The organism is Pseudomonas sp. 15C (assembly GCF_055484735.1).
The window spans coordinates 47,115-70,750 of sequence record NZ_JBUDGD010000014.1 but is presented as its reverse complement, the minus strand read 5'-3'; the positions used below and the strand labels follow the sequence as shown (position 1 = coordinate 70,750).

General features: G+C 59.4%; 16 protein-coding genes and 1 pseudogene. 6 read left to right on the top strand and 11 right to left on the bottom strand.

Annotation, left to right across the window (positions count from 1 at the left end; all coding sequences use genetic code 11):
• Positions 1-52 precede the first annotated feature (52 nt).
• The 3 genes from ACYYKW_RS10300 to ACYYKW_RS10290 are packed head-to-tail and all read left to right on the top strand — an operon-like array spanning position 53 to position 8,148.
• Positions 53-4,555 carry a Tc toxin subunit A-related protein gene (locus tag ACYYKW_RS10300; RefSeq protein ID WP_464990056.1) on the top strand — a complete coding sequence of 1,501 codons (4,503 nt, stop codon included), beginning with the start codon at positions 53-55 and terminating at the stop codon, positions 4,553-4,555.
• Positions 4,552-7,377, top strand: a complete 2,826-nt coding sequence (locus ACYYKW_RS10295) for a hypothetical protein (RefSeq protein WP_464990055.1) — start codon at positions 4,552-4,554, stop codon at positions 7,375-7,377. The genes ACYYKW_RS10300 and ACYYKW_RS10295 overlap by 4 nt, the downstream gene beginning before the upstream one ends.
• A gap of 45 nt (positions 7,378-7,422) precedes the next feature.
• Positions 7,423-8,148, top strand: a complete 726-nt coding sequence (locus ACYYKW_RS10290) for a hypothetical protein (RefSeq protein WP_464990054.1) — start codon at positions 7,423-7,425, stop codon at positions 8,146-8,148.
• 40 nt (positions 8,149-8,188) lie between these two features.
• Here ACYYKW_RS10290 and ACYYKW_RS10285 read toward each other — a convergent pair whose 3' ends face one another.
• From ACYYKW_RS10285 to ACYYKW_RS10260, 6 genes are read right to left on the bottom strand one after another with little or no spacing between them, the layout of a single operon-like run.
• The gene (locus ACYYKW_RS10285; RefSeq protein WP_464990053.1) at positions 8,189-9,520 is read right to left on the bottom strand and encodes a DUF58 domain-containing protein; all 1,332 of its coding nucleotides are present in this window, start codon (positions 9,518-9,520) and stop codon (positions 8,189-8,191) included.
• On the bottom strand, positions 9,517-10,518 hold the full coding sequence (locus tag ACYYKW_RS10280; RefSeq protein ID WP_464990052.1) for an AAA family ATPase: 1,002 nt from the start codon (positions 10,516-10,518) through the stop codon (positions 9,517-9,519). The genes ACYYKW_RS10285 and ACYYKW_RS10280 overlap by 4 nt, the downstream gene beginning before the upstream one ends.
• Positions 10,515-11,678: a DUF4350 domain-containing protein gene (locus ACYYKW_RS10275; RefSeq protein ID WP_464990051.1), complete on the bottom strand. Its 1,164-nt coding sequence runs from the start codon at positions 11,676-11,678 to the stop codon at positions 10,515-10,517. The genes ACYYKW_RS10280 and ACYYKW_RS10275 overlap by 4 nt, the downstream gene beginning before the upstream one ends.
• The gene (locus ACYYKW_RS10270) at positions 11,675-13,222 is read right to left on the bottom strand and encodes a DUF4129 domain-containing protein (protein WP_464990050.1); all 1,548 of its coding nucleotides are present in this window, start codon (positions 13,220-13,222) and stop codon (positions 11,675-11,677) included. The genes ACYYKW_RS10275 and ACYYKW_RS10270 overlap by 4 nt, the downstream gene beginning before the upstream one ends.
• Positions 13,209-14,186: a stage II sporulation protein M gene (locus tag ACYYKW_RS10265; RefSeq protein ID WP_464990049.1), complete on the bottom strand. Its 978-nt coding sequence runs from the start codon at positions 14,184-14,186 to the stop codon at positions 13,209-13,211. Before ACYYKW_RS10265 ends, ACYYKW_RS10270 begins: the two co-directional genes overlap by 14 nt.
• Positions 14,183-14,908 (bottom strand): RDD family protein, encoded by a 726-nt coding sequence (locus ACYYKW_RS10260; RefSeq protein ID WP_464990048.1) that lies wholly within the window; start codon positions 14,906-14,908, stop codon positions 14,183-14,185. Before ACYYKW_RS10260 ends, ACYYKW_RS10265 begins: the two co-directional genes overlap by 4 nt.
• Positions 14,909-15,145: 237 nt before the next feature.
• Between ACYYKW_RS10260 and sbcB the strand changes: the two genes are divergently transcribed.
• Complete coding sequence (sbcB, locus tag ACYYKW_RS10255; protein WP_464990047.1) at positions 15,146-16,576, top strand: exodeoxyribonuclease I; 1,431 nt, start codon at positions 15,146-15,148, stop codon at positions 16,574-16,576.
• A 97-nt stretch (positions 16,577-16,673) separates the two neighbouring features.
• On the opposite strand, the gene mvaT is transcribed toward sbcB, so the two are convergent.
• Entirely contained in the window at positions 16,674-17,051 is a 378-nt protein-coding gene (gene mvaT / locus ACYYKW_RS10250) for a histone-like nucleoid-structuring protein MvaT (protein ID WP_085689457.1), read from the bottom strand.
• Positions 17,052-17,385: 334 nt separating this feature from the next.
• Here mvaT and purU point away from each other — a divergent pair, with 334 nt between their 5' ends.
• Both purU and ACYYKW_RS10240 read left to right on the top strand, forming a co-directional pair.
• Positions 17,386-18,234, top strand: a complete 849-nt coding sequence (gene purU, locus ACYYKW_RS10245; RefSeq protein ID WP_090285672.1) for a formyltetrahydrofolate deformylase — start codon at positions 17,386-17,388, stop codon at positions 18,232-18,234.
• Positions 18,235-18,318: 84 nt separating this feature from the next.
• Positions 18,319-18,495, top strand: a complete 177-nt coding sequence (locus tag ACYYKW_RS10240; protein WP_464990046.1) for a hypothetical protein — start codon at positions 18,319-18,321, stop codon at positions 18,493-18,495.
• On the opposite strand, the gene ACYYKW_RS10235 is transcribed toward ACYYKW_RS10240, so the two are convergent.
• From ACYYKW_RS10235 to ACYYKW_RS10220, 4 genes and pseudogenes are all read right to left on the bottom strand, one after another.
• Positions 18,479-19,477 carry a lysylphosphatidylglycerol synthase transmembrane domain-containing protein gene (locus ACYYKW_RS10235; protein WP_336355291.1) on the bottom strand — a complete coding sequence of 333 codons (999 nt, stop codon included), beginning with the start codon at positions 19,475-19,477 and terminating at the stop codon, positions 18,479-18,481. The genes ACYYKW_RS10240 and ACYYKW_RS10235 overlap by 17 nt on opposite strands.
• Positions 19,474-20,250, bottom strand: a complete 777-nt coding sequence (locus tag ACYYKW_RS10230) for a DUF2334 domain-containing protein (RefSeq protein WP_464990045.1) — start codon at positions 20,248-20,250, stop codon at positions 19,474-19,476. The genes ACYYKW_RS10235 and ACYYKW_RS10230 overlap by 4 nt, the downstream gene beginning before the upstream one ends.
• On the bottom strand, positions 20,243-21,364 hold the full coding sequence (locus tag ACYYKW_RS10225) for a glycosyltransferase family 4 protein (protein WP_464990044.1): 1,122 nt from the start codon (positions 21,362-21,364) through the stop codon (positions 20,243-20,245). Before ACYYKW_RS10225 ends, ACYYKW_RS10230 begins: the two co-directional genes overlap by 8 nt.
• Positions 21,365-21,620: 256 nt before the next feature.
• Positions 21,621-23,507, bottom strand: a pseudogene (locus tag ACYYKW_RS10220) (methyl-accepting chemotaxis protein); the annotation flags it as partial.
• Positions 23,508-23,636 lie beyond the last annotated feature (129 nt).

Genomic DNA, 23,636 nt, shown 5'->3' with positions numbered 1-23,636 from the left:
CCGTGCCATAGCCCGGTCGGGTGGGTGTTATCCAGTGACAGGGAGAAAACGCATGGAAACGCTGCAAATCAATGAGCTGACGGAACAATACACAAAGGCGATGGTGGAAGCGTTCCTGGGGCAGGAACTGTGGTCAGGGAATGTCACGCTCAAAACAGAGGAAGAGTTGAGCGAATACCTCATGCTCGACACCCAGGACAGCGCGGAACTGGAGGCTACCCGGGTTTCTTCGACCGTACGGTGTTTGCAGAAACATATCCAGTCAGCCTACAGCGGCATGGAGAAGGGTTACGAGAATGCCCCTTTTGAAGACGAGGACTTGCAGTACTGGTATCAAATCCTCAATCGCTACAGCATCTGGTCGGCCAACGTGCTGCTCAAGGATCAGGCGGAAAACTACATCGTTCCATCGCTTCGCCTGAACAAAACCGCCTTGTTCCGGACCCTGGAAAATAGCCTCAATCAGATGCGCCTCAGTAACAAGTCGGTGCATCAGGCGTTGATGGTGTACACCCAGGCTTTCCAGCGCATTTGTGATCTGGACGTGCTGAGCGGTTACATAGACGGGATCGACAATCAGGATGCACGTTATTACCTGGTCGGGCAGGAACGCACAGCGCCGTTCGCCTATTACCTGCGCAGTGTCAAAGTCGAGTTGGATAACAACAGCAAAAAAATCAACCCGGCCGCCTGGGAAGAGTGGCAAAAAATTGAAATCGCCACCGCCGGCAGAGTGCTGGATCTGCGCTGCGTGAACTGGCTGGGACTGCCGGTCATGGTCTGGTGCGAATGGCGCGAACGCCAGGTTGATAGCAATGGTGTAGTGCAAACACCCTGGTCGCTCGAGATCAAACTCGCCTTCAGCTCATTGAATGGTCAATGGTCGGCGCCGCTGTCGCTGCACCAGCGTGACTGCGAGACCGATGTCTCCAATGGCCGGTTGACGGTGGTATCAATGGGAGATGGCGATCCAGAAGATGACCTTCTTGCGGTGTGTTACACCAACCGCCAGGGCCTGGATGAGCAGGCTTCCTTTCATGAAATCGAAATTCATGAAACCCGCGATGCGCTGTTTCGCAAAGTCGCTGATGACACCGCAACCCTGCTGGCGATGACGTTTGGTCGCTTCAGGGATGCCGCCAGCCTGCAGCAAAAAGTGGTACCTGCGGATTACTCGACCGTCACCGTCACCCCTGACGCGCGCGTCGCCGACCAGGCGAAATCAATCAATGAGCATTTGTTTGTGGATGCCATCTTCACGTGCGAGCAAGGGGCGAACAACATTTTCTATGAAGTGTTAAGGGTTCGAGGCCGCTGCGACGCGGTGAAAGAACAGCGGCGACTGCTTGAGCGGCTGTCGATCGGTTGGAGAGCACCTGCCGAATCTTTCGACATCACCATCGTCGACGCCAGTGAGCAGGCATTGCGGATCACGCTGAGCACACGGAACAAGCCCACGCAGACCCATGCGTTGCAGCTGCCCGAAGGCACGGCCAAGGAAACAATCCACACATTCCCCCCCGAAAGCTTCAAGGAAACATCGCCGGGTGACGGTATCTGGTTGGCAGAAGCCGTTGCACAGTTGTCTGACGCCGCGCTCGATTATCTGCTGGGCAGAAGCCGGGACGAGATTATTGCTGGAGCCGGTTTTTCCATCACCGGGCTGGGTAGCACCGTCCTTAACGAAAGGAATCAGGTGGTACCGCGCATTCTGTATGAACCCGTGGATTTCAAGCTCGAATTCCCGGCACGGACGGTGATCGATCCACCTGACTGGCAGGCAACCGGTTTTTTGAATGGTCAATACGCAACTCCCTGGCTGACCTATCGGCGAGAAGTTTTTCCGATTGATGTACCGCTCTCGTTTTTTTTCGGTGATGTGCAGGATACAAACGGATTTGGACGCAGAAGGTTCTCTGTCTGGCTGAATAACAGGCCGCGCCTGTATACGACACCGACACTGGACAAGAGCAGCACCAAGGGCGCGCAATTTCTGAGCTTCAATGATGGCAAACAGACGCTCAAGTACGCGCGGGTCAACTCCACCTTCGGTCCTGTGCTCACCAGCCGTGCAGCCGTCTCGATCAATGCGTTGATGTCCTGGGATACCCAGCATGTCAAAGAGCCGTGCATGCCAGATGGAGGGATCGAGGAGAATGGGCCATTCGATGCCTGCAACGGACGGTACTTCTGGGAGGTTTTTTTCCACACGCCGGATCTGGTTGGAGCCCGTTTGTCGGCAGAGGGCCGCCATCAAGAAGCGCAGCAGTGGTTTGAATATGTGTTCAACCCGTTGGCACGCGAAGTCAAGCCTGTGGAAAATCCGCAGCCGGAAGATCCTGAGGTCATAGCAGCACCGGCGTATTGGCGTTGCCGGCCCCTGCAGAACACGAACGTTGAATGTTCGTATGAAAGTGCGGCACCGTCCGATCCGGATGCGATCGGCTACTGCGCGCCGGTTCACTTCAAGGCTGCCATTTTTCTGCGGTATGTGGAAAACCTGATCGAATGGGGTGACGCACTTTATCGTCATCTGGATTACGACAGCATGGTTCACGCGGCGCTCAACTACAACAGAGCCCGGACATTGATCGGCGAAGAACCCGTCACGCAAACGGCCAGCACCTGGACGCCCAGAAAATTAAGCGAACTATTGAGCAGTGTCAGTGGCCGCGATCAGCTCAAGGCATTTGAAGCCAGACTCCAATTGAACCCGGACGAAGTGCCCACAGCAATGGCGACCACACCGCGTTTCGATCTGTTGGGGGCGGAGGTGTTTCGCCCCGGGATCAATCCGCGACCCAAAGCGCTGTGGGACCTGCTTGACTCGCGGTTGAACAACTTGCGCAACAATCGTTCGATCGATGGGCATCGACTGTCGATTCCGCTGTTCAGCCCGACTATGGATCCGCTGGAGTTGCTGCGTGCCCAGGCTAATTCCCACATGGGCAGTGCGCGCAATCCCGGCGGCCAGGTGCAGGTGGTGCCGTACAAATGGCAGACCGTCTACAACCTGGCACTGCAGGGTGTGGAGTTTCTGATCCAGCAAGAGGATCAGCTCCGGTCATGGCTGGAAATGCGTGATCGGGGAGAACTCGAGGAGTTGCAGCAAAGCCACATGATCGAGTTGGCTGACTATGCCCGTTCGATCCAGGAGGCAACGATCGCTCAACATGAGGCGGCGGCAGCGTCGTTACGCCAGAGTGAGAGTCTGATCAAGGCCCGTGCACGGCATTACGAAGGACTGGTTGAGGAAGGCGTGTCCAAGGCCGAGAACCTCGCATTGGAAACATTCAGAAGAAGTCGATATACCGCTGAGAGCGCGGGTACACTCCGTACTATCGGGGCGGGGATGGACTTGTTGCCCAATGTCTTCGGAACATCCAATGGCGGGTTTAGATTGGCGGCTGTTCCCTACGCCCTTGCTGAGGTATGCCAACTGACAGCTGATTTCAGGATGCGCGAAGCCGAAGAAATCAGCACCATCGAGCAGTATCGGCGGCGCCAACAGGACTGGGCGCTGGCCCGCGATCAAGCCAATGCCGAAGCTCGAGTAGTGGGCGAGCAACTGGTGGCCCAGGAACATGCGATCAGCGCGGCGCGGGCCAGTCTGCAACAGACCGAGATCGCCAATACCCAGGCCAAAGCCGTGTACGCGTTCTACAAGAACCGCAGTACCGGCCGGGAATTGAGCAACTGGGTCGTGGGGCAGGTGAAGGCGTTGATCTACCAGGTCTACGATGTGGTTACCGGCTTGTGCCTGTGTGCCGAAACCTGTTGGCAGTATGAAATGGCCGACTACAAAAGCCGGTTTATCCGTCCGGATGTGTGGATGGATACGTATCACGGCTTCACCACCGGCCAGTCATTGAAACTGGATCTGCTGAGGATGGCCGCTGCGCGTATCAAGCGCGATGAGCGACGGCTGCAGCTGGTCAAGACGGTTTCCCTCAAGAGCCTGTGCCCGGATAAGTGGGGCGAGTTCACAGACTCGGGCAAGCTGGAATTCGACCTCACCGAAGCGCTCTTCAATGCGGACTATCCGGGGCACTATTGCCGTCAGGTCAAGGCATTGTCGCTGACCTTTCCGGGGCTGCTGGGGCCGTACCAGAACATTTGTGCGACGCTGAGGCAAGAAAGCAGTTCGACGATTCTTGAGCCCGACGTCACGGCCGTCAGACAACTGCACGGCTTTTCCATTAGCGATGCGCTACCAGGCTCCATTGTGCACAACCTGCGCCCTTACCAGCAGATCGGGTTGTCCCTGGGGATGGAGGATGACGGCATGGCCATCCAGGACGCCGATGACCGTTACCGTTCTTTTGAGGGTACTGGCGCCCATGCCAGGTACTCACTGGCACTGCCGAGGCCTGAAAGTCCGCTACAAGCGAGCTTTTTAGGCTCATTGACGGACGTCATTTTGACGCTGGTTTATCAGGCGCGGGATGGCGGGCAGGCTTTCGCCACAGAAGTTGAAAAGCTTCTTGATTCAAACGAGGAAATCAGTCCGTCTGGCAGGGCCACGACCCAGCAGGCCCGCAGGGTGCAGCCATGAACGAAGACAATGTTTTTGCCAGCCTTAACTTTATCGTCAACGGCGATTTCACCATGGGTCTGGACGGCTGGACCGTCAATGACCGACAGAAGGTCACCTGGCAAAGTGGACAATGGCAAGGCGCAACAGTGGGTTACATGCACGCCGTCAATCTGGGGGAGGGCAAGCAGACCATTATCCTTGCTGAACGGCCGCGCCCGGCGCCCGGCCGTGCGGATTACAAATTGATGTTCCACTACGAAGCGATTCAAGGCGCCGCCGGTACGTTACGGATCGATCGCGGTTTGGGCGGGCAAGTGGATCTCGCCCTCATTCCCTCGCGCGAGGCAGATTCGGAACCGATTCCGGAGCCCGGCGAAGAGCTGCAGGATCTCAATCTTGTCCCGTACCAATATAAAGACCCGATTACCGTCAACCCCGAGGAAACAAACGTCACATTTACGCTGATGAGTCCGGACAATGGCGGACCTGGCAGGCCCGGGGCCGTGCGGCTGGCTTTCATGCGTGTGGAGTTGCATCTGGAGCCTTTGAAACTCCAGGGACACACTATCGATGAGAAGCCGCAGCCTGTCGGTGAGACGTTGCGGCTGTGCTTTGGTGCAACGCATGCCCTTGAGTTGCAGCCAGAGCTCGACAGTGTCTGGAATGCAACAAGGGCAGGAATGTTGGTGAACGGTGCAATATCTGATCCTGACGATGTACTGGAGGTGAGTCCGCCTTGGGGGATGGTGCAGGCAATCGAGATGCCATGGCGGATCACCTGTGCCGGGATCAACGATGATCGGGAAATCGAGCGTACCCTGGACGTACGGAGCGAGTACACCGCCGATCTCTATTCGTTGAAGACGCTCTGTGGGCATTTCCAGCTTGATGTCATTGCGCTGCAGGAAGCCGCCTACTATCCCGTCATCGCTCTCGATCAAGGCGTTGAATTGCGCGTGCGAGTGCAATCCCATTACACCGAAACGCCATTGGCTGGCCGCGAGGTCACCTGGACCCTTAAAGGCGCCAGTCCTGCGGATGAAAACGTCCTGCACAGGGATTTTTCGGACGCCGAGGGCGAAGTGAGTTTTTTCTGGAAGCCGGACACTGCGGGTGCATTCGATATCGAAGCATCTGTGGACAGTTACTATGAAAAAGAGCAAGCCCGGCGAGTTTTCGCGGTGCGCGCATTGCAAGAAGACCCATGGTTGAGCGCAACATTTTCGCTGGGTAGTTCCGGGCGTGAATGGGTTTGGGGGAGCGACACGGGGTATCCCTGCCGAGGTGCAATGCACGAGGTGGTACTGGCCTTTGCGCAGGGCCATGCGTTCGCGGAAACCGAACTGGCGCTGCATTGGAAGGGTGAGTACACCCCAGAGGGTCTGGGCATGACGTTTGCGCCCGAACTTGACAGCCTCAATCCGGTTGTCAAGCAGGGCGGGAAGTGGGAAATGACCTGCGGAAATCTCGCGGACAGCCTGTTCAATTTCGAGGTCAGCTGTTCGAGGCTATTGCAGTCATCGCCATTGCAGGAGCTACACCTTGCCCACAACTCGCTGGAGCTCGGTGAAGTGAAGCAGCCCTCCAGATTTCCTGTCGTGGGCGGTGTCAAGGTGTCGCTCCAGATACAGGTTCTGTCAAAGGTTCCCGGAGTTGGCGCCGTGACCGGAGTTGACGTGGTATGGAGTCTCAGCAATGAGCCGGATCAGACCTTTCCAACGGGCAGCGAGGGGTGGTCTCAATACGAATTCAATCCTGAGGAGGAGGGTTGTTTCACCGTCTCGGCCAAATTCGCCAGTCCTTATGAGGGGCCGGATGTCGAGCACACATTTGAACTCGAAGTTCTGCCGGAAAATCCACTGGCCAGTTTGACGAAAGTGACAATGGCTGGCGAGGAGGCAGGGACGGTAGGGCTTCTCTGTTTTCGTAATAGCGAATCGGTAGAGTTGCGGGTTGACCCGGTTGGGTCGACCTTGTTGGGTGAAGAGTTCTATCTGAACGTGGCTGACTACGCAGCAGCGGATCTGGCCTTCGAGTTCGATCCCCCGCTGGATATCCCGCGCAAGATGATCGAGGAGGGTTTGAGCTGGCAGGTCAGTTCCAGCTCCGAAACCAGTGCGCGGTTCCTGCTGTCGGTGTGCCATGCCCAACTGCCGGCCTACGATTTACCGGGTAGATTATTGTCCACGACCCTGGAGCATGAGGGCACGATCCTGTTTGACGACGCGGGTGTGGACGTCGCAAGTACAGTCTTCCCTTGTCTGGGTGCTGAGCACGTCCTGCGCTTCGAGCCAGTGCACGACAGTCTGTTGCTCGGGCTCGAACTGGCCGCGAAATGGGTTGACCAGCGGGGGCAGGCTTTGAATGTGAAACTTGCTCCTGAGACGCCTCGAGCTCTGCAGAATGACGGCCTGGACTGGTCGCTTGACGCTCGCGACAGTACCCAGAGCGGAACATTGGCACTGGCATTTGAACTGCCTCAAGCGCGCTTCACATTTCCTTCGATAGCCATGTCGTTAGGGCACAACCGGATCGAGATCACCGAAAGTCGGGCGCCAACGTTTGATCCGTTTGTAGGCCAAACCCTGCCATTGGAAATCAAGAGCCAGTCGTTCTATACCCGGGAATCAATGCCTGGGCTTGAAGTGAGCTTCTTGCACGGTGACGACTGTACAAACGTTGCGACCTTGACCACGGGGTGGGCGAAGTTTTTTTTCGAGGCCACTGAACCGGGTTACGTCACCGTGGTTGCTACAGTGCCAAGCCCTTACGACGGTGCTGATGCCCCTTCATGTGTCTTTAACGTCACCGTACTGGCCGGCGCCGCAGCATCCGATTGATCCACGGCATTGCCGACCCCAATACCTTTAGCAGGGAGTTCAATCATGGCCTTACCAAAAAAAACGATCATCAGGGATCTGGAAATTGCCGAGGTCCGTGAGCCTGGGTTTGATCCGGTGGTGGGCGAACGCGTCTGGATTGCCCTCAGGGTTCGCTCGGCGAGCACACAGCGGGTAGCGTCAGATGTCGAGGTGACGTTCACTGCCGGGCAAAGTCCCGTAAACGTGATCACCGATGGTGAGGGATGGGCTTTTTTTGTCTACGAAGCCGAGCAGGCGCGGGACGTCGAGGTGATCGCTACCCTGCTGAGTGTCGAGGGTGAACCCGGGACAGCGCCCAGCCACAGCTTCCGTTTCAAGTCATTGGCCGCAAGTGGCTGGGAAGGTGCCATGATTCAGCTAAACGATGAAGTTTCAGAGATTTGGGGCGTGCCCACCCTGTTTCCTCGGATTACCCAGGCTCACACCATCCGGTTGATGGTCGACGACCCCGGTAGCCCTTTGCTCGGTCGGGAGATTTGCCTCGGTTTGAAGGGAAACTCTTCGCCTGAGGTGTTGGGGATCACGACGCAGCCTGCGCTGGGCGAATCCCGAATCCTGACTGCAGAGGGCTTGATTTGGCATTGCAACGGGACGTTTAGGGGGGCTTACAACCTGCAACTTGAGGCATCCCGGCTGCTCAAACAATCGCCGCTGAATGCGATTTCATTGGGTCCCGTGCCTCCTGGAGGGCTACCGGCCGATACTGTCTTCAGGGCGGGAGAACAGTGAACTTCCTGATTGAGTAAACCGAGGCAGGCCTGATCGAGGGTCAGAACGCTCCGGCTCTCTTCCAGCTCAAGTACCGCGTCACCAGTTCGGTGCCCAATTCTCCAGGCCGGACTTTCAGCATCGCAATGCCATGAGCACTCAAGCGCTCATGGCATTGCGCACTTGCGTTCAAGTAATCCACCGCGCCGCAATAGGTCAGTGCTTCATCCTGATTCTGCACAGGGCGATGGCGTATTTCATCGAGCACATTCTCCTGAAGGCTCGCCAGAAGCACGCGATGATGCAGGTTCAGGCTTTTGACGGCGGCCAGCAATTGCTCATCGTCTTCGTCGCGCAGATTGGTCATCAGTATGACCAGTGCCCGGCGCTTCTGTCTGGCCAGCAATTGGTTCGCTGCGGCTTGGTAGTCGGCGGTTCGTCGGCTGTTATCGACGTCGTAGACGGTATTGAGCAACGTCGTGAGGTGTTCAGTGCCCTTGACCGGGGCGAGGTAACGCGGATGTTCGCTGGCAAAGGTACTGAGGCCAACAGCGTCACCCTGACGCAACGCCACATAGCTGAGCAGCAGACAGGCATTCAACGCATGGTCGAAATGCGAGAGCTCACCGTCCTGACTGCGCATGCGCCGGCCGCAGTCGAGCATGAAAATGATCTGCTGATCACGTTCGTCCTGATACTCGCGAGCGATCGGCGTGCGTTGGCGGGCGGTGGCTTTCCAGTCGATCTGGCGCAGGCTGTCGCCTTCGCGAAATTCGCGCAGTTGGTGAAACTCCAGGCCTTGGCCGCGGCGTTGCCGTTGGCGTACACCGAGCTGGCTGAGCCAGTTGTCCACGGCCACCAGTTCTCCGCCGTAGAGCCGGGCGAAGTCTGGATAGACGCGGGTCTGGTCGCTGATATCGAGCAGGCGCTTGCCTGTCCATAATCCCAACGGACTCGGCAGATTGATTTCGCAGCGTTCAAAAATGAAATGCCCGCGCTTCAACGGACGCAGGCGGTAGTTGATCTGGCTGAATCGGCCGGGTTGCAGCTCAACCGCCAGCGGCAAATGGTCGAAGTTCAGGCCATCCGGGATATGGTCGAAGAGGTGAATGCTCAGCGGCGCGCCGAAGTCATGTTCAACCTTGAGCGGTACTTCGGCCCAACGCCCGAGCGCGAGACTGCCCGGCATTTGCCTGCTGATCCGGACCTGCGGCAGGCGCTTGAGGCGCAGCGCATCCAGCAGCGCCAGAGCCAACAGCGCCAGCAGCAAGCCCCAGTTGATCGAGATCAGGCTCGCCGGGACGGAGGCTTCCAGGGCCTGCAATGTGCCCAGCGCGATGCCAATGACCAGCAGCGCTGCGACCCAGCCCAGCAGCAGTCGTGAAGGTTTCACAGGCGCGGCGCCGGCACTTGGTCGAGCAATTGCGTCAGCACCTGATCGACCTGCAGGCCTTCGATATCCAGCTCCGGCGCAATGCGCACGCGATGGCGCAGCACAGCCAGAGCACAACCTTTGATGTCATCAGGAATCACGAACTCGCCACCGCGCAACAGGGCGCGTGCGCGGGCGCAACGTACCAGCGCAATCGACGCGCGCGGCCCGGCGCCGAGGGTCAGCCCCGGCCAGGTGCGCGTGCTGCGCGCCAGTCGCACGGCGTAATCGAGGACCTGATCGTCCAGCGGCAAATCACTGGCGATGCGCTGCAAGGCTTGCACGTCCTTGGCCTGCAGCACGGAGCGCAGCGGTTGCACGTCGAGCATATCAGCGCGGGTCGAGCGGCTGACCTGACGGACCATGTCCAGTTCCTGCTCGGCGTCGGGATAGTCCATGCGTACCTTGAGCATGAACCGGTCGAGTTCGGCTTCCGGCAGGGGATAGGTGCCTTCCTGCTCAATCGGGTTTTGCGTGGCCAACACCATGAACGGTTGCGCAATCGGCAGGGCGCGACCTTCGAGGGTGACTTGCCGTTCCTGCATCGCTTCGAGCAACGCCGCCTGGGTTTTCGCCGGAGCCCGATTGATCTCGTCGGCCAGCAACAGGTTGGTGAACAACGGGCCTTTGCGCAGCTTGAACTGCTCGGTTTGCAGGTCGTACACAGCATGGCCGGTGACGTCGCTGGGCATCAGGTCGGGGGTGAATTGAATGCGCGCGAACTCGCCGCCGAAGCAGCGGGCCAGAGCGCGCACCAGCAGGGTCTTGCCCAGACCGGGCACGCCTTCGAGCAGCACATGGCCGCCGGCAATCAATGCGGTCAGAACGTCATCGATTACTTGATGCTGACCGATCAGCGCTTTGCGCAATTCGCCGCGCACCGCCTGTGCCAACTGGCTGGCACGCTGGCGTTGCTGCGCGGCGTGGCTGGCGCTGCCGGGCTCGATCTGTTCAGTCATAGCGTGTTCCTCAAGGTTTGCAGGTGGGCGACCCGGCGGCAGAAGTCAGCGCTGGACAGCCGCCGCTTCGGTGTCGGGCTCAGGGCCTGGCTGATGGCGCGGGTGGGTTGCCGGGTCAGGCGCGACAAGGCCAGCCATTGTTCAGCAACGTTCAATTGGTCGAAGCCGGGATGGCGGCGGCGCGCGCGGCGCAGCACGTCTTGTTGCAAGGCTTGCAGCAGCGCCTGCTGGCCGTTGTGGCGCAGCAGGAAATCGGCACAGGCGCGCAAATGCTCCTGCAACTGTCGACGCCCGCTCGAGGCTGGCGCCTGAACCGGGCCATGACGCATGCCGACGTGCCATAACCACAGAACGATCAAGACGAGCAGGGCGACGAGTGCTTGCGGAAAGAAGCGCCAAAGCAAGGTCAGCAAACCGTCGTGTTCGCTGTTGTAGATCAGCGTGACGTCGGTGTCGGCGCTCAGATACCAGAGCAGCCAGGCGTTGTCGTAATCGGCGATGGCGGCGGTTTTCCACAGCTCGGCGTCGGTCACCACGGTGATCGAGCCGAGGCCGTGAGGCAATTGCATCATGTGCGTCGCCTTGGCGCTGTTGGCCCAGGCTTGCGCGAGATTTTTCGGATCGTCGAGGTGGAAGTCGGTATCGAAGCTGGCGTAGGCCGGTGCGTCTTCGTCTTCAAGATAGAGTTTGGTCAGGTGCGGGAAACGGTCGGGTTCAACGTCTGCGGGTACGTCTTTCAGATCCTTGCTGAGGGACTGATGCAATTGCACCCGATCGAGCAGCAGGTCGTTGCTCTGTTTGCTCTGTTCGTCCCAAAGCGATTCGGCGACGAACACCAGGCGCCCGCCGGCGCGGGTCCAGTTCAATACCTGATCGACCTGACGCGGCGTCATCCGCGAGCGATCGTTGAGCAACAGCAGCGTATGTTGGTGCGGGTCGATGTCGGGAAGTACGGCGAGGCTTTCAGCGTGGCTGATATTGAGGCCACGTTCACGCAAAAACAGTTCGGCCGCGAGATACGGATTGGCTTGCGCAGCGGGCGAGGGGCCGTGATCGATCTCTTCCTGATACGGCGTGGCTTTGATGTACAGAAAAACGACCAACGCGCTCAGTAAAGCGACGAGCAGCACGCCTACCCAGCCCAATGTGCGGCGACTCAACGGGCCGTCTCCTTGCCGAACAGAGCGCGCCAGCCATCGCACAATTCCTGCCGCGCAGACGCTGTCGGCACCCGATGTCCGTAAGCCATGTTCTGCCAGTGAGCAGTCAGGCTGCGGCTGAAGGCGAGCAATTGCGGACGCTGCAATTGCTCGACTTGTGCCAGTACCTGATTTTCGGTGTCGGCGGCTTTCAGTTGCAGATCAAAGTCGTGTAGCAGGTGACTGAGCAAGCCGCGATAGAGCAGGCTCAACGCGGCGCGCGGTTGGCTTTGCCAGAGTTGTTCAGCGCTGGCGGCGATGTCGTCGGGCAGACTGTCGCGGTGCACATCCAGACCGAAGGCCTGCTGTGGCACTGTGCGTTTGGGCCTGGCTGGCAGGCGCGGGCGACGGCTGACAAAAGCTTGCAGAAAGTCGCGATAGCGCCAGACCAGCCAGCCGCTCAGCGCAATGACCGTAGCCCATAACAACACCTCAATGAGTTTTGCCAAACCATTAAGGTGCTGCCCGTCGAGCCAGCCCAGCAGGGTTTTCAGCCACTGCGGTGCCTCGCCGAATTCCGAGCCTTTGGCCGGTGCCGCCGGGTCGTTGCCGAAGCGATAGCGGGTGACGGATTCCTTGTGCTTGAACGGCGGTTGTTCGAGTAATGCCTTTATGCTTTCTTGCGAGGCTTGACTGGTCAGCGGCTGATTCAACAGGCGTGGAGCCTGCGGATCGTCATCCGGCGCGGTAGCCCAGACTGACGGCACATTTGGCAACACCAGACACACCGCCAACAACAGCCCCAACACCGAATGGCTCAGCCGCTGGCGCAGACGGCGAAATACCAGTTCGATATCCCACGCCTCCAGTTGCGTGCGCCGGTTCAGGTACAGGCTGAAGCCGCACGCGACATACACCGGCCCCCACACCACCAGTATCAGTGCATAGAAGGCATTGGTCAGGTGTTCCAGCCAGCGCCATTGATGATCCGCTGCAAGGATCAGCGCCTGCCAGTCCCAATCGGTTTCTATCTGCTGCGGCAGCAACAGATAGAACAGCACCATCAGGCCGATCCACAACGCCGTTTCCAGATGCATGCCAATGATCGTCAGCCATTGCGCGGCGCCGGCGTTGCGTTGCAGCAGCACTTGCAGGCGTTGTTGGCGGGCGCTGCCGTCGAGGCCTTCGAGTTGCAGCACCGGCAGCAGGAAACTGCGGCTCAGACTCAGTCGACGCCAGGTCAGGCTGGCCAGCAGTTGCGGCTTGAGCAGGCGCGGCCATTCACGCAACGCCTGGCGCAGCGTCGGCGTTTCGCCGAACAGCGCTTTGGAAAGGATGTACAGCGGCAATCTTTCGTAGGCGGGCTTCAGCCACCAGAAGATGAACACTGCCAGCGATGGCGAATCCCACAGCAACAGGCTGAGCAGGACGAACAGCGGCAACGTGATGATCGCCCAACTGGTCATCAGCAAACGCCGATGCTGCTGACTCATGAGCACGCCCAGGTCCATGGCTTCCCACGTGGGGCGAGGGCGGATTTCAACGCTGGCGTCACTCAGGCGCATGACGGGTCCTCCCGGCAAACGTCAAGTAAACCGCGACCAATGCCCACAGCCCGGCACCGACCAGATATTTGGTCGCCGGCGTGACGCTGGTTTTAGAAGACCAATAGGCTTCGATGAAGGCTGCGATCAACAGGAACAGCATCACGCCGCACACCAACAACACGCTTTTGCGCGCCGCGCGTTGCAGCGCTTCGCCGCGACTCAGGCGCCCAGGGGCGATCAAGGCCCATCCGAGTCGCAGGCCCGCCGCGCCAGCCAGGGCAATGGCGGTGAGTTCGAAAGCACCGTGGGCGATGACGAACGACCAGAAGGTCTGGCCGTAACCGATGTCGCTCAGGTGCCCGGCCACCGCCCCGATGACCATGCCGTTATAGAAGAGGAAAAACGCACTCCCCACGCCGAAAAACAGACCGCTGGCGAAGGTCTGAAAGGCAATGCCGATGTTGTGCATCACGTAATAACCGAACATCACCCAGTCTTCGCTGGCCGCGCGTTCCACGGGGCGGCCGAGGTGACCGGCGACCGGATCGTACATGCCTTGCATTTCGCGCACCTGATCGGCGGGAATCAGGCTGTAGATCAACTCTGGAAACGCATAAACCAGCACACCGACGGCGATCAGACTGCCGAAAAACAGCAGGCCGGCAGCCAGTACGAAGCGCCATTCTGCACGCACCAGTCGCGGGAAGTCGGCAAGGACAAAGCTCAGCAGATTGGCGCCGAGATGGCTGCGATGGCGGTAGAGCTGTTGATGCCCGCGCAGGACTTGCTGCTGCAACGAGTCGATGAGAAAGCTGCTGTAGCCGCGCTCTTGCGCCAGCGCCAAATGTTGGCAAAGCCTGCGGTAGGCCTTGGGGAAACCGCTGACTTGCGTGGTGTCCTTGCCATGCTCGAGGCGTTCAAGTGCCATGGCAAAACGCTCCCACTCGGCCTTGTGGCGGCTTTCGAAAAGGCTTTGCTTCATGTCGGGCCCAACAAGCCACGGGCGATGCCGTTGAGTTCGGCGACGGCTTTGGGGGCGGAAATACGCAGTGGCTGCGCCAATAGTGCGGCAAGTTCGTTGACCCGTGCCGGCGACAGATCGTTCTGGCGTTCGGCAAAGGACAACACCGCGCGTTGTTCCTTGAGAGTCAGCGGGACCGGTGTGCGCCGCGGTTCGGCTTCGGGCAGTTGCGGCCGGGTCAGTGGGCGTTCGCTGTAGACCACCAGCGTGCCGGCGGCGATATCGCCGAGGCGTTTGAAAGTGGGGTGATGCAGGCAACTCAAGGTGCCGAGGAAATAACCGAACGGCAGCAGATCGACAAAGCGCAGCAGATTGCGCAGCAGCGAGGCCGACCAGCCCACCGGTGTGCCGTCGTCGTGCACCACACGCAAACCCATCCATTGTTTGCCGGGTGAGCGGCCTTGTCGCAGCACTTCAAACAACACCATGTACCACCAACTTATAGCGAACAGCAGCAGCGAACCGAGGCCCATGCCGAGCTTGCCGAGAAACGCCAATGCGATGAACAACACGCCCATGATCACCCCGCGCAAAGCCAGATCAATGGCGAAGGCCACCGCGCGCGCCGGCAACCCGGCCGGGCGCAAGGGCAGGTCGATACCCTCCGGCGTTTCGACCTGATGCCGCGTATCCAGCGGTGGGGCCAGCGGTGCTTTCCTTGGCGGTGCTGTGGGCTCGAGCATGGGCTACCTGATGTTCGCCGGTTCGGGTGCAAGTGAGGCCGATGCTAGCAGCCTCTCGGGGGAAAACGACATAACTATGTATTGCACTGCATGTAAAAGCCGCCGGTTGAAAATCCCACAGGGAAACGCATTTGCAGCTGTAGGAATCCGGAGAAATGACTGTTCGAGGGCTTCGAGGCTGGCCGTGGCAACCCGGTAGCGCCTAGACTTCGCCGATCTTCAGTTCAGGGACCGCCCGTGACTTCCATCTTCTGGTATGACTACGAAACCACTGGCATCAATCCGCGCAACGATCGTCCGTTGCAGGTGGCCGGGATTCGCACGGACCACGCACTCAATGAAATCGACGAGCCGGTCAACCTCTATTGCCAGCCGAGCGACGACATCCTGCCGCATCCGGCGGCGTGCGCGATCACCGGCATCACGCCTGGCCAGCTTGCCGAAAAAGGTTTGAGCGAAGCCGATTTCATGACCCGCGTGCACGCGCAACTGGCGGCACCGGGCACCTGTGGCGCCGGCTACAACACCCTGCGTTTCGATGACGAAATGACCCGCTACAGCCTGTACCGCAATTTCTTCGACCCCTACGCTCGTGAATGGCAGGGCGGCAACAGTCGCTGGGACCTGATCGATGTGGTGCGCGCCGCCTATGCATTGCGCCCCGATGGCTTGGTCTGGCCGACCGACGACGAGGGGCGGGTGACGCTCAAGCTCGAACGCCTGACCGCCGCCAACCAGATCGATCACGGCCATGCTCACGAAGCCTTGTCGGACGTGCGCGCGACCATTGCGCTGGCCAGGCTCATTCGCGAAAAACAACCGAAACTCTATGACTGGCTGTTCCAGTTGCGCAGCAAACAGAAAGTCATGGACCAGATTCGCCTGCTGCAACCGCTGGTGCACGTCTCTGGGCGGTTCTCGGCGGCGCGCAGTTATGTCGGTGTGGTGCTGCCTCTGGCCTGGCACCCAAAGAACCGCAACGCCCTGATCGTCTGCGATTTGCATCTCGACCCGCAGGGATTGCTGGATCTGGATGCGCAAACCCTGCGTCAGCGTTTGTACACACGCCGTGACGAGCTGGCAGAGGGCGAGTTGCCAGTGCCGCTCAAGCTCATTCATGTCAACCGTTGCCCGGTGGTGGCCCCGCTTGCAGTGTTGCGTGCGGAAGATAAGCAGCGTCTGGGCCTGGACATGGCTTTGTATCAACAGCGCGCACTGCGGCTAACTGACGCACAACAAGTCTGGAAAGATAAAGTTGCCGAGATTTATGTCGCTGAAGATTTCACTCCCAGCGAAGATCCGGAACAACAGTTGTACGACGGATTTATCGGTGATCGCGATCGGCGCCTGTGCGAGCAAGTGCGAAATGCCGACCCGGCTCAACTGGCACAAGAGCAATGGCCGTTCGATGATGAACGTTTACCCGAATTGCTCTTTCGATATCGCGCACGCAACTTTGCCGAGACCCTGACGGGCGAAGAGCAACAACGCTGGCGAATATTTTGCCGGCGGCGTTTGACCCTGCCTGAATACGGCGCGCCGAATACCGTGCAATCTTTTACCGAGGCCGCCGAGCAATGGGCAGTTAATGCCACACCGTTGCAGAGAGAGGTACTCAATGGCTGGAAAAATTATGTCCAGGCATTGCGCAAACGTTTGGATCTTTGAATTCGAACATGCCGGGGCTTAAATGCCAGGCATAAAAAAACGCCAGCGTTCGCTGGCGTTTGTTTTTCACGGATTGCTCTGCGAAAAAGCTTGCGGCTTAGCCCAGCAGGGTAGCCCAGCCTTCAACCACGTCACCGCCCCACTTGGCTTTCCACTCTTTCAGAGTCTTGTGGTTGCCACCTTTGGTTTCGATGACTTCGCCGTTGTGCGGGTTTTTGTATTGTTTAACTTTGCGTGCACGCTTGGTGCCGGTAGTTTTCACTGCGCCGCCACGTGGTGCCTTGGTTTTTGCTTCCGGATCCAGCAGCGCGATGATGTCGCGCAGGGATTTGGAGTATTCGCCCATCAGGGTGCGCAGTTTGCCTTCGAATTCCAGCTCGGCTTGCAGTTTGTCGTCTTGCGACAGGTTCTTCAAACGAGCTTGCAGCTCTTTGATGGCTTCTTCGGTGGCGCGATATTCGTTGATCAGGGACATGGTTACTACCTTGGTGAAGTGTTGAATGGCAGGGGGACAGTGTCGCAATAATAGTCAGGGTGTTTCATCAAGTAAACATTTAACCAAGGTTTTTATTTGAATTAGTTACGAGAAACTGCCGACTTTTGAATATTCCGTTAAATAATGTGATCGGCTCGTCACCGATATTCACAGTTGCCTGATCGAATGCCGCCTCAGCGTTTGAGTGGTTGACGTTGAGTGCCAACTAAAGGCGTAGCGCCCGCCGTGGCGAGGCCTGGTGCCGATCACTACTGCAGTTTTCCCGCGCAGTCGCTAGAATGGCGGCCTTTGCGAAGTTCTGGAGTTCCCCCTCATGCGCACTTTTCGTCTGGTGATCTCTTGCCCGGACCGCGTTGGCATCGTTGCCAAAGTCAGTAATTTTCTGGCCTCTCATAACGGCTGGATCACCGAAGCGAGCCACCACTCCGACAATCAAGTGGGCTGGTTCTTCATGCGTCACGAAATTCGTGCCGACTCGCTGCCGTTCGGTATTGAAGAGTTGCGCGAGAAGTTTGCGCCGATCGCCGAAGAGTTCTCGATGGACTGGCGCATCACCGACACTGAGCAGAAAAAGCGCGTGGTGTTGATGGCCAGCCGTGAGTCCCACTGTCTGGCGGACTTGCTGCACCGCTGGCACAGCGACGAACTGGACTGCGAAATCTCCTGTGTGATTTCCAACCACGACGACCTGCGCAGCATGGTCGAGTGGCATGGCATTCCTTATTACCACGTCCCGGTCAATCCGCAGGACAAGCAGCCGGCGTTCGCCGAAGTGTCGCGGCTGGTCAAGCAGCACGACGCCGAAGTGGTGGTGCTGGCGCGCTACATGCAGATCCTGCCGCCAGAGTTGTGTCGCGAATACGCACACAAGGTCATCAACATTCACCACAGCTTCCTGCCGTCGTTTGTCGGCGCCAAGCCGTATCACCAAGCCTCGCTGCGTGGCGTGAAACTGATCGGTGCGACCTGCCACTACGTCACCGAAGAGCTGGACGCCGGTCCGATCATCGAGCAGGACGTGGTGCGCGTCAGCCACAGCGACAGCATCGAAGACATGGTGCGTTTCGGCCGTGACGTCGAGAAGATGGTCCTGGCCCGCGGCCTGCGCTATCACCTCGAAGATCGCGTGCTGGTGCACGGCAACAAGACGGTGGTGTTCTGATCGAACCCACGGGCTTGAAAAAAACAGGGTCTGGGCGTTGAATCGCTCAGGCCCTTTTTTATACCAGCCACTCGGAGCAAGCCGATGAGCGATCCACTCGACAAAGCCACCTCCAAAGCCCCGGCGACCTTGGGCGAAGGCTGTTTGAGCCGCTACGACCCGGAGGACATGAGCCCTGACGACGGTACGGAGTTTCCCGGAGCCGCCGACTTGTGGGAGCAGCTTCAGGATCAGCAGGACGACGCTAAGAAACCTGCCTGACGTTCATCAGTTTCTTCAGCAGCGGCCGGCCGAGCATCAACACGAACACCGGGCCACCGACCAGCAGATAGAAGTAATACGTCACCACCCGCCAGATCAGGATCGCTGCCGCTGCGGTGGATTTGCCCACCATCGGCGCCAGCAGCGCGGCCGACGTCAACTCCGCCGCCCCGGCGCCACCCGGCAGCAGGCTGAACTGCCCGGCGCCGAGCGAGAGCATCTGTATCAGAAAACTCCACGCCCACTGCAAGTCCGCGCCCAGCCCGCGCAGCGCCAGATACAGCACGCTGTAGCGCAGCAGCCAGTGCACGCAAGTCAGGGCGAAGACCTTGATCAGGGTTTGCCAAGGCAACTTCAGGGTGTCAGTGAACGCGGCGAGAAAATGCAATAACTTGCGCGCCCAGCGCCGTCGCGTGCGCGCCGTGACGTTCATGCCGGCCAGCAGTCGCCCGCTGAGGCGAATCAATGCGCGGTGATAACGCGCAATCAGCACACAACTGAACAACCCGCCAAACAGCGAAACTGCACTGAGCATCAACAGCCACTCAAGACGATCGCTCAGATGCTGGAACAACGCATAAATCAGGATGCCGCTCAGGGCACAGAGAAAGAACAGCAGATCGCTGAGCTGATCCATGGCAAACACCGCACTGCTGCGCGCCGGGCGTACACCGAAGCGCGCCAGCAAGGCCATGATGGTCAACGGTCCGCCGCTGCCGCCGGGGGTGGCGCAGTAGGCGAATTCTGCGGCCATGACCACGCCGAGGCTCTTGATCGGCGGCACCTGCCCACGCTGGTCGCCCAGCAACAAGCGCAAACGCAGGGTGTTGATGCCCCAGCAGAGCAGAATCATGCCGAACATCAGCAGCAACCAGCGCAGCGGGAAGCTTTGCAGGCGCGCCCAGGTTTCGCCACCGCCGAGCACGACTGGAATCAGCACCGCGACGAGCAGGCCGATCAGCAATAACAGGCTGCGTTTCATGCGGTGCTTTCCATTTGCATACGTTGTCGAGCGAGCCAGTTGACCTTGGTCAGCGGTTCGCGTCCATCCGCCAGCAGGCGTTCAAGGGTTTGCAGCCAATAAGTGCGCGAGAAGGGGTGGCGCATGTCCACCGGGTGCAGGCCCAGGCGAATCACTGGCGCCTGACGCCAGCGCTGTTCGCGTTGATCGCTGAGCACTTTGGACAAACCACGCCGCCACGCACTGCGCGCGCTCCACACCAAGCCCGGTGCGTCGATGGCGGTGAAGTCCGGTAGTCGATAAATGCGCTGCGGATCGCTGGTGTACTGCAACGGCAACTCACGCAACGCCTGGCGCGTACCGTCGCTCATCAGCCACGCCGGGGCGACGAAACCGTGCACCGGCCAGTCATGACGTTGAAAGATCTCAAGACCGGCATGCAAGCGGGAAAGGGCGGTTTCGCGGGACAAGCGATAAAACTCGCCTTCGTGGGTGTAGACCCGACGCATGAACCAGTCACGCGGTGTTCTAGGGCCCGGCTCATGGTCGTCGTGATAGTAACCGTGCAGGGCCAGTTCATCGCCCCGGGCCAGCTGCTTGTCAAGCAAGCGGCGGAACGCCGGGTGCGCATCAAGTGCATTGCGCCGATGAAAATCCGGTACCACCAGCCAGGTCATCGGCACCGCGCCCATGGCATCGACCGCTTCGACAAACGGCTGATAATCGGCCCACGTTTCCGGCGCCACGTCATGCAAGACCAGCAGTACGGCGCGGCGATTGTTCGATTCAGCCATTCGCCACCCTGGGAATCGCGTGGCCGAGTACGGCGTGATAGTGACTGAGCAGACTGTCGACCACATTGTCCCAGGCGTAATGCTGCTCGACGTGCTGGCGCGCTTGTCGTCCAAGTTTTGCGCAGCCGCGACTGAACAGTTCGCGCACGGCATTGGCCATTGCCTGCGGGTTATTCGGCGCACAGAGCAGGCCGCAGGATTCATCGACGATTTCTTCGAAGGCTCCCGCGGCCACGGCAACCACCGGAATGCCGCAGGCCATGGCTTCGAGGATCACCAGACCGAAAGTTTCCTGGTCACCGGCATGCACCAGTGCGTCGGCGCTGGCCATCAGTTGTGCTACCCGCGCCGGTGGGCAGAATTCGTCAATGACGCTGACATTGTCCGGGACGATGGCCGGCATCGACGAACCGACCAGCAGCAAGTGATAACGCGGGCCGAGGCGCTTCATGCATTTGAGCAGCACCGGCAGATTCTTCTCCTTGGAACCGCGCCCGGCGAAAATCAGCAGGCGTATGTCCTCGGCGATGCCCAGTTCCGCACGCAGATTGCGCTCGCACGCGCCGGGATGGAAGGTCTGCAGATCAACGCCCAGCGGCTGCACGTAGACGTTGCGCACGCCCAGCCCGGTGAGCTTGTCCGCCATCACTTGGCTGGGGGCCAACACACGGTCGAAGTTGCCGTAGAGCTTGGTTACGTAAGCCTCGACATTCGGCGTGACCCAATGGCCCATGCGGTTGCCGACCAGCAACGGCAGGTCCGAGTGATAAAAGCCGATCACCGGCACATCCAGCTGCCGCCGCGCATCCAGCGCCGCCCAAGCGGTCAGGTACGGATCGCCGACTTCGATCAGATCAGGCTGCAAATCCTGCAGGACGTTGCGCCATGGCGCCAGCCGTAGCGGGAAGCGATAGCCCTTGCCGAAGGGCAGGGCAGGGGCCGGAACGCTGTAAACGCCGTCGTTTTCGCCATAACGGGCGCCGGGAATCAACAGGCTGTGGCGAATGCCGGATCTGCCCGTCAACCGACGGTGCTTGGCATCCAGATAAGTCCGCACGCCGCCGCTGGCCGGGGCGTAGAACATGGTGATGTCGGCGATATGCACGGTGATCATCCCTCCGCTGCTGGGTTCTCCCTTGTTGACCTTTATCGAGAATGGATGTTCGGTCGGGATTGCGCGGTGGGTTTGAGGAGCGCCCTCACCCTAACCCTCTCCCGGAGGGAGAGGGGACTGATCGCGTTGGATGTTTGATCCAGGTCGACCTGGCGGTACGAGTCGAACTCAGGTTTGAAAAGCTTGAAGATCTGCTCCCTTTCCCCTCGCCCCCTTGGGGGAGAGGGCTGGGGTGAGGGGGAGGCTCTTGATCTTCGATCCTGAAGCTGCCCACCAGCTGCTTCAGCCGCGCAGCCTGCTGCTCCAGATCCGAACAGGCACGCAAGGTCGCGTGCAGGTTTTCCACGCCTTCCTGGTTCAGCGTGTTGATCTCGGTGATGTCGACGTTGATCGACTCAACCACCGCAGTCTGCTCCTCGGTCGCGGTCGCCACCGACTGGTTCATGCCGTCGATTTCACTGATGCGCAGGGTCACGCTGTTCAAGCGCTCGCCGGCGAGATTGGCGATCTCGACACTGTCCTGGCTGTGGCGCTGGCTGTCGCTCATGGTGCTCACCGATTCACGGGCGCCAACTTGCAGTTCCTCGATCATGGTCTGCACCTGCTGCGCCGATTCCTGGGTGCGGTGGGCCAGATTGCGCACTTCATCGGCGACCACGGCGAAACCACGGCCAGCCTCGCCGGCGCGCGCCGCTTCAATTGCCGCGTTGAGCGCCAGCAGGTTGGTCTGCTGGGAAATGCTGGTGATCACTTCGAGAATCTGCCCGATGTTCACGGTTTTGCTGTTCAGCGACTCGATGTTGCTGCTCGATGCACTAAGCATGCTCGACAGCCGGTTCATTGCTTGAATGCTGCGTTCGACCACTTGCTGGCCATCTTCGGCGAGACCGCGCGCATCGCTGGCCTGATTCGACGCCTGCGCGGCGTTGCGGGCGATTTCCTGCGCGGCGGCGCCGAGCTGGTTGATCGCTGCCGCCACGCTGCTGGTGCGCGAGGCCTGCTGATCGGAGTTGTACATCGACGAGTTCGAGGCTGCGACCACCCGAAGGGCGACTTCGTTGACTTGCCCGGTGGCCGACGAAACTTCGCGGATCGAGCCGTGAATACGCTCGACGAAACGGTTGAATGCAGTGCCCAGCACGCCAAACTCATCGTGGTTGACGATGGTCAGGCGTTTGGTCAGGTCGCCTTCGCCGTCGGCGATGTCTTCCATGGCGCGGGTCATGACATGCAGCGGCTGAATCAGGATGCGGATCAGCATGCCCAGCAACGCGAGAATGATCGCCACGGCAATCACCGTCGCGATCACCGCCGAGGTGCGGAATTCGCTGAGCATCGCGAACGCCTGATCCTTGTCCACCGACAAGCCGATGTACCAGTTCACCGAGGGCAAACCCTTGATCGGCGCGAAGGTGACGATGCGGGTCTTGCCATCGACGCTGACTTCGCTGAAGTCGCTGCTGATGCGCGGCGTGTCCTGCGGATAGGCTTCTTTGAGTGACTTCATCACCAAGGCCTTGTCCGGATGCACGAGAATCTTGCCGTCGGCGCTGACCAGAAACACATAACCCATGCCGTCGAAATCCCGCGCGGCGAGGGTGTCGACCAGCGATTGCAGGCTCAGATCACCGCCGACCACGCCGACGCTCTGGCCGGCCTTTTTCGAGGCGGTGGCGATGGAAATGATCAACTGGCCGGTTGCCGCATCGATGTACGGCTCGGTCAGGGTCGAGGTGCTGCTGCTTTCGGCGCCCTTGTACCAGGGACGCACGCGCGGATCGAAACCGTCCGGCATTTTCGTGTCGGGACGGATGGTGAAATGGCCGGTGGCATCACCCAGGTAGGTGGCCATGAACGTCGAGGTCAGGGTTTTCTGCTCGAGCAGGCTGGCGACGTTGGCAGGTTCCGGATTGGCGGCGATGTTCTGGGCGGCGTTCTCGATCAGCAGAATGCGACCGGTCAGCCAGGTCTGGATATTACCGGCAGTGACCTCGCCCATTTCCTCGAGGTAGCTGTTCAGGTCATCGCGGATCGCGTTGCGTTGCAACCAATCGTTATACAGGGTGAACGAGGCGAAGGCGGCGATGACGACGAGGGCGGCGGCAAGCAGGATTTTATGGCTGAAGCGCAGATTTTTGTTCATGGCTTGGGGTTCCGCTAAGGTCTTAATGTCCCGGGCGTGCTTTTATAGAGGCACGTGAAACGGGCAAGGGTCAAAAAAAGCTGATATTTCCGTCTCTCCTTAGGGAAATGTCCGGCTGACCCGGGTCGG

What these genes read in the sequence shown, in the direction of transcription:
- ACYYKW_RS10265 (WP_464990049.1), bottom strand. Translation starts at nt 14,186, where the DNA reads ATGAAGCAAAGCCTTTTCGAAAGCCGCCACAAGGCCGAGTGGGAGCGT.
- ACYYKW_RS10290 (WP_464990054.1), top strand. Translation starts at nt 7,423, where the DNA reads ATGGCCTTACCAAAAAAAACGATCATCAGGGATCTGGAAATTGCCGAG.
- purU (WP_090285672.1), top strand. Translation starts at nt 17,386, where the DNA reads ATGCGCACTTTTCGTCTGGTGATCTCTTGCCCGGACCGCGTTGGCATC.
- ACYYKW_RS10225 (WP_464990044.1), bottom strand. Translation starts at nt 21,364, where the DNA reads ATGATCACCGTGCATATCGCCGACATCACCATGTTCTACGCCCCGGCC.
- ACYYKW_RS10295 (WP_464990055.1), top strand. Translation starts at nt 4,552, where the DNA reads ATGAACGAAGACAATGTTTTTGCCAGCCTTAACTTTATCGTCAACGGC.
- ACYYKW_RS10280 (WP_464990052.1), bottom strand. Translation starts at nt 10,518, where the DNA reads ATGACTGAACAGATCGAGCCCGGCAGCGCCAGCCACGCCGCGCAGCAA.
- ACYYKW_RS10270 (WP_464990050.1), bottom strand. Translation starts at nt 13,222, where the DNA reads ATGCGCCTGAGTGACGCCAGCGTTGAAATCCGCCCTCGCCCCACGTGG.
- ACYYKW_RS10300 (WP_464990056.1), top strand. Translation starts at nt 53, where the DNA reads ATGGAAACGCTGCAAATCAATGAGCTGACGGAACAATACACAAAGGCG.
- ACYYKW_RS10260 (WP_464990048.1), bottom strand. Translation starts at nt 14,908, where the DNA reads ATGCTCGAGCCCACAGCACCGCCAAGGAAAGCACCGCTGGCCCCACCG.
- ACYYKW_RS10240 (WP_464990046.1), top strand. Translation starts at nt 18,319, where the DNA reads ATGAGCGATCCACTCGACAAAGCCACCTCCAAAGCCCCGGCGACCTTG.
- mvaT (WP_085689457.1), bottom strand. Translation starts at nt 17,051, where the DNA reads ATGTCCCTGATCAACGAATATCGCGCCACCGAAGAAGCCATCAAAGAG.
- ACYYKW_RS10235 (WP_336355291.1), bottom strand. Translation starts at nt 19,477, where the DNA reads ATGAAACGCAGCCTGTTATTGCTGATCGGCCTGCTCGTCGCGGTGCTG.
- ACYYKW_RS10230 (WP_464990045.1), bottom strand. Translation starts at nt 20,250, where the DNA reads ATGGCTGAATCGAACAATCGCCGCGCCGTACTGCTGGTCTTGCATGAC.